General features: G+C 37.7%; 3 protein-coding genes and 2 pseudogenes. 2 read left to right on the plus strand and 3 right to left on the minus strand.

What is annotated here, in order from left to right:
* Positions 1-363: pseudogene (locus V7K35_RS16715) on the plus strand (hypothetical protein); the annotation flags it as partial.
* A gap of 80 nt (positions 364-443) precedes the next feature.
* On the opposite strand, the gene V7K35_RS16720 reads toward V7K35_RS16715, so the two are convergent.
* From V7K35_RS16720 to V7K35_RS16730, 3 genes and pseudogenes are all read right to left on the minus strand, one after another.
* Positions 444-1646, minus strand: a complete 1203-nt coding sequence (locus V7K35_RS16720; protein WP_335080358.1) for an AAA family ATPase — start codon at positions 1644-1646, stop codon at positions 444-446.
* Positions 1647-2305: 659 nt separating this feature from the next.
* Positions 2306-3468 (minus strand): annotated as a pseudogene (gene argJ / locus V7K35_RS16725) (bifunctional glutamate N-acetyltransferase/amino-acid acetyltransferase ArgJ).
* Between the two features lie 309 nt (positions 3469-3777).
* Entirely contained in the window at positions 3778-4026 is a 249-nt protein-coding gene (locus V7K35_RS16730; protein ID WP_335080359.1) for an ATP-binding protein, read from the minus strand.
* 798 nt (positions 4027-4824) lie between these two features.
* Here V7K35_RS16730 and V7K35_RS16735 point away from each other — a divergent pair.
* Positions 4825-5081: hypothetical protein (locus tag V7K35_RS16735; protein WP_335080360.1), on the plus strand; the 257-nt coding region annotated here is incomplete at its 3' end.

Below are 5081 nucleotides of genomic sequence, written 5' to 3' on the forward strand. Positions count from 1 at the left end.
AGCTCCGTTAACGAGTCTTTGATACTCGTGAATGAGTCTTTTAGCTCCGTTAACGAGTCTTTGATACTCGTGAATGAGTCTTTTAGCTCCGTTAACGAGTCTTTGATACTCGTGAATGAGTCTTTTAGCTCCGTTAATGAGTCTTTGAACTCTGTCATTGAGTATCAAAGCTTCATTAAGCCGCTGCGCGTCTACGTTTATTTGGATAATTTATTTCATGCAAGTCCCTTATCAGGATGTGTCTCATTTCTCCCACCAGTTTCGCCAATATCCCGGTTTACCTCCCCAGGCTTGGCGCAAAGAGCATCAACTTGGATCAGAAAAACAGCTGAAAAGGTGAAAGTGCTGAAAGCAGAAATATAGCAATTTTAAGCTATTTAGGCCACGACTGAGATGAGGAGCGGGGAGGGGGAAGTAGTGTAGTTCAAGAATAACAGCCTTCTTTAAACAAATATTTGCGTAAACTCATATATTAAATCCACCCTGCCCTTACGTAACATGGCTGGATCTAATCTTTCAGTAGTGTTACAAGTCATCAAAACAACTAACCGTTGCTGCATCTGAATACCAGACTCATCAATTACACTCTGATACAAAGTGCCATCCAGTAAACTCAGAATGTGTTCGGTTTTGTTATTGTATTGCGCTACCTCGGAAGCACGATTTTGGGCTAGATTATCAGCTTCGTTAATAACGATACAAATACGCTCTATGTAAGTCGGTGGGACAAAGTTAGCGATCGCATCATGATCTAAAATAAAAATTACATATCCTAAAGGTACAAGAATTTCTTTTGCTACTGCCTGTGTCCAGACTGTTTTACCTGTACCTGGTTGCCCATGTACAACAACCGCTAACTGGTTTTGATTAAGAATTGCCTGCTGTACAGAATCAGTAAAGTTTTGGATATCTGCGGGAAATGTGCGAATGGGAAATTGACTATGAACTTTGCCTACACGACTTTGATATCCACTCAACATAACTGCTAGGTCGTAAGTCGCTTTGTTAATTAGTGGCGCCAGATTTTTCGCCATTAAAGTATATTGTCGTCGTCCGCGATCGTAGGGGTCAATTTGCAACCAAACGTCATCCTTCGACCAGTAAGCATAAACGGTATTGATAACGTCTAAGCGTTCCCAGTTCAGAAATTTATCTATAGGAAAATAAAAATCTCTTTCTGAATAATACTGAGTAATAATGTCGGGATTACCCAATACATGTAAAACTCGCAGTACAGTAATTTCTTGCAATCGGTTAAGAACATAATCAATGGGAATACTACTACGACTGACAAATTGGACAATGGGCGTTTCCGTACTCAAAACATCTTTGTAGCGATGATCTGGTGATTGAGGATCTGGCGTAATGTAATTCCAAAACTTTTCAACTTCGTAGCGGGTATTATCAGATACAATATTTAATAAATTAGCCCACCAAGCATAATTATTTCGTCCCAATATATCAGCAACATTACTCGCTAAATTCAAACTTTTTTGAGTTAATTCGCGGGAGTCACTGTACAACAGTTGCCACAAAAACTCCCAGTCTAATTCTCGGTTAAACGGTCGCCAACCGCTAGCAAGCAAGCTTTGCCGGGTATTATTTGTAGGAGTGCCTTCATTGCTTCTAAAATAGTCAAAATCCATATTTGTCAGTTATGCAGCGTTGATCAAGTTATTTTGGGTGAAGTATGAGATTTTGAAAAAGTTTTTTCGTAATATCAACTAGTTGCGTACAAATGGTAATTTTATTTCCACCGTGCTGTACTGGGTAGGAAGTCTTTTTAATCTAACTCATTCTTTATGTATTATACTATAATACATTTTTGCTACCTGTGTCAATTTTTTTAACAAAGCAATTGGTAAGTGGGGGTTTACTTTTAGCTATTGATGTACTTATGCTATTTATGCATCTCTAGATCAGGACTAATATCAGGTAAGTTAAATTACTTAGAATATAAAGCACGTAGTCTCATTTTTGCCTGATGCCAAAGCTCTTATTACGTGAATTTGACGGCTCATATAGTGTCCATCTAATTAGCTTAATTAAAAGACCTCTAAGAAATTTTACTACGTAAAACCGTCCCTCTGCGAGTCCCAGAGGCACAGATTTGAACTTTAGTTCAAGGCAGGGAGAGGTTAGTCAAACTCACGTTAAACTTTGGCTAGGGAGGGTATAGAGAAAAATCTGGCAGATAAATCTACATGGAATCATCTAGCCGTTCTTGAACCCAATCAAAACCCTTAGTAGGGTAAGCTGACAATACCTTGATTATCCTCTCACGAGATTAATAAAATATCTTTAATCAAGTCGAGTATTTGCCATTAATTTCTATATAACCCTCTGAAAGATCGCAACCCCATACAGTTGCAGAAGCTTCGCCAATATTGAGGTTAACATGAATATTTACTTTATCTTTGGACATAATTTGCCGCAACTGTTCCAGATTTTCATTAGTTAAGCTATTAGGATAAACTTTCACATTATCAAAACTGATAATAACTCGTTCTGGATTTATCTGCTGTTCATTTTTACATTTGCCTATAGCCATAGCAACTCGTCCCCAATTCGGATCTGCTCCATAGACGGCAGTTTTTACTAATGGTGAATTCACAATTGCTTTAGCTACTGTTTTAGCTTGTGCATAGTTAATTGCCGAATCTACAGTCACCTGAATAATCTTGGTAGCACCTTCTGCATCTTGGGCAATTTTTAGCACCAATTCTTGTGCAACTTCTTGCAATGCGCTGGCAAAATCTGATTCTGAAACTTTACCGGCTATTCCATTAGCTAAAATCACCGCAGAGTCACTAGTAGAAGTGTCAGTATCTACACTCAGACAGTTAAAGGTTTTATCTATAGTAGAGCGAAAAATAGAACGAAGGCTATTTGCAGAAATTGCAGCATCAGTAAAAAAGAAAGTTAGGAGGGTAGCCATATTAGGCTCAATCATGCCGACACCTTTGGCAATTCCTACCAGCTTGGCATTTCCTATTTGCCGTGTAGCTAATTTCGCTACTGTATCGGTTGTCATAATACCACGGGCTGCGGCATGAAAATCAGCAGCAGTCAATTTTTTCCCGAATCCTAATAAACCTGCTCGGATTTTTTCAATCGGGTAACGTCTGCCAATTACACCTGTAGAAGCTATACAATATTATGTTCAGCAATTCCAGTTTCAGTTGCAACCAATTGCAAAATCTCTTGGGCGTCAGCGATACCAGCAGAACCATTAGCTACATTTGCATTCTTAGATATAACAACAATTCCTTGTGCTTGTGAATCTTTTAAGTTATCGCGGCTAATAGTAACACTTGGCCCAGCGAAAAGACTTTGAGTGAAGACTCCATCAGCAACACAAGGAACTGATGATTTAATAAATACAAAATCATCAGTTGTATCTCGAATTCCCAAATTAGTAATAAATGCACTAAAACCTTGAGGTGTGGAAGATATAGTTAATGACATTTTTCTGAATTTAATAATTTGCTTTAATTATCTCATTTTTGTGTACCTGTGAGAATTCACAACAATTCATAATTATGAATTATTTAGTAATTTATTTTATAATTAAAGTCAACATTGATTAAGTTTATACCGATTACCTCTAAGGTTGCATAAAACCGGTTGCTCAAGCCCCAAGTCTCACTAAGCCTGATTTTGTGCAGCCTTTTAGAGAATTGGTATTAGCAACTTTATACACCTTAAATTTCTATTATAAACTTATAAATCAGTTAATGTGAGCGTGAATATCATCCATCCATTGCCGCTTTACACTTAAATGTTTCCTTGTAGTTGTCCGGTTAATTTCTGTACTATAGATAAACCTAATCTAAAACTACCTTGATTCCAGATGTCTACACTGGAGAGATGATAAAATTTGTAAAAGATTCGTGGTAACTCTGTTATCGAAATATCTGCTGAATTAGTGATAATAGTTTTTGCGGACGCTTCCGAGGAATTGTGACGGACAGTTAGGACAATTTTATCACCCGCAGGTTTGTATTTATAGGTATTATTGAACAATTATACTAAAATTCATTTTAAGCTAATGCCATCTGAGAACAGCGACAGAAGATTTTAAGGAAGATTTATCTATAGAGTTTGCTGATGTTCTTGAAGACGGATTTGAAACGGCTCAATAACCCAGGGCAACCAGCGTTGTAAGAGCAACGCATCAGGTGTAATAATTATAAGATGGGCTTTCCAGCCGTTGTAAGTCTAGTAGATCGTTAATTAATCCTAGCTCGCGATCGCACTCGGCTTCCATCACCTGTAGATATCGTTAAAAATATTCCTGAAGTCTAAGGTAAGACACACCTGAAGTATGAAGTTATAAGTTCTCAGGTGAAATATTATTGTAGAGTCTTGTTAACCATAGTCTCAACCACTGGCAGTATCTGGCTGCTTAAAATTCCTAGTTTATTTCTATCCAACTAACTAAAAGCTAATGTCAACAAAGTCATTATATTTCTTGAGGTGAAAATTTTATTTAACTTAGCGATCGCTTGTACTTATTAAGTAGGTGAGTGTGAATAATTAAAGGTTTGTATAGTAATCCTATCTGAATTTGTTGTGAATAAGCAAGTTTAGTCATGGGTTCACAATCATAAATTAGTAATTACCGATTATGAATTAGTTTGATTCTAAGGAATTGTAAGTTGTTGTGTGAGCTTTAAATGCTTTCAATTTTCCCAAAATCAACTAGGTGAAAGACTTCTGAATCTGTCTTGTGAAAATTTACCTAATTTAGCAGTGGATTGAGTAGACTAATATCGGTTTTGAAAATCAATCACAGAAATCTAGAAAAAAGGAACCATAACCATGAAGCCTATTAATTTCTCTAAAGCTGTTTTGGCTACTGTCTTTGCCATCAGTTTCGCTACTTTGTCTTTACCTCCTTCTGTTTCTGCCCAAAGCGGAGGCGGCGGAGGCTCCGGTAGTGGAGCCTCCAGTAGTGGCAGTAGCTCAGGTAGTAGCTCAGGTACTGGCACTGGAACTACAGGTAGCGGTACAGGTACAACAGGTAGTGGTACAGGCACTGGCACTGGAACTACAGGTAGCGGTACAGGTACAACAGG

Source organism: Nostoc sp., assembly GCF_036917275.1.
Taxonomy (GTDB): domain Bacteria; phylum Cyanobacteriota; class Cyanobacteriia; order Cyanobacteriales; family Nostocaceae; genus Nostoc.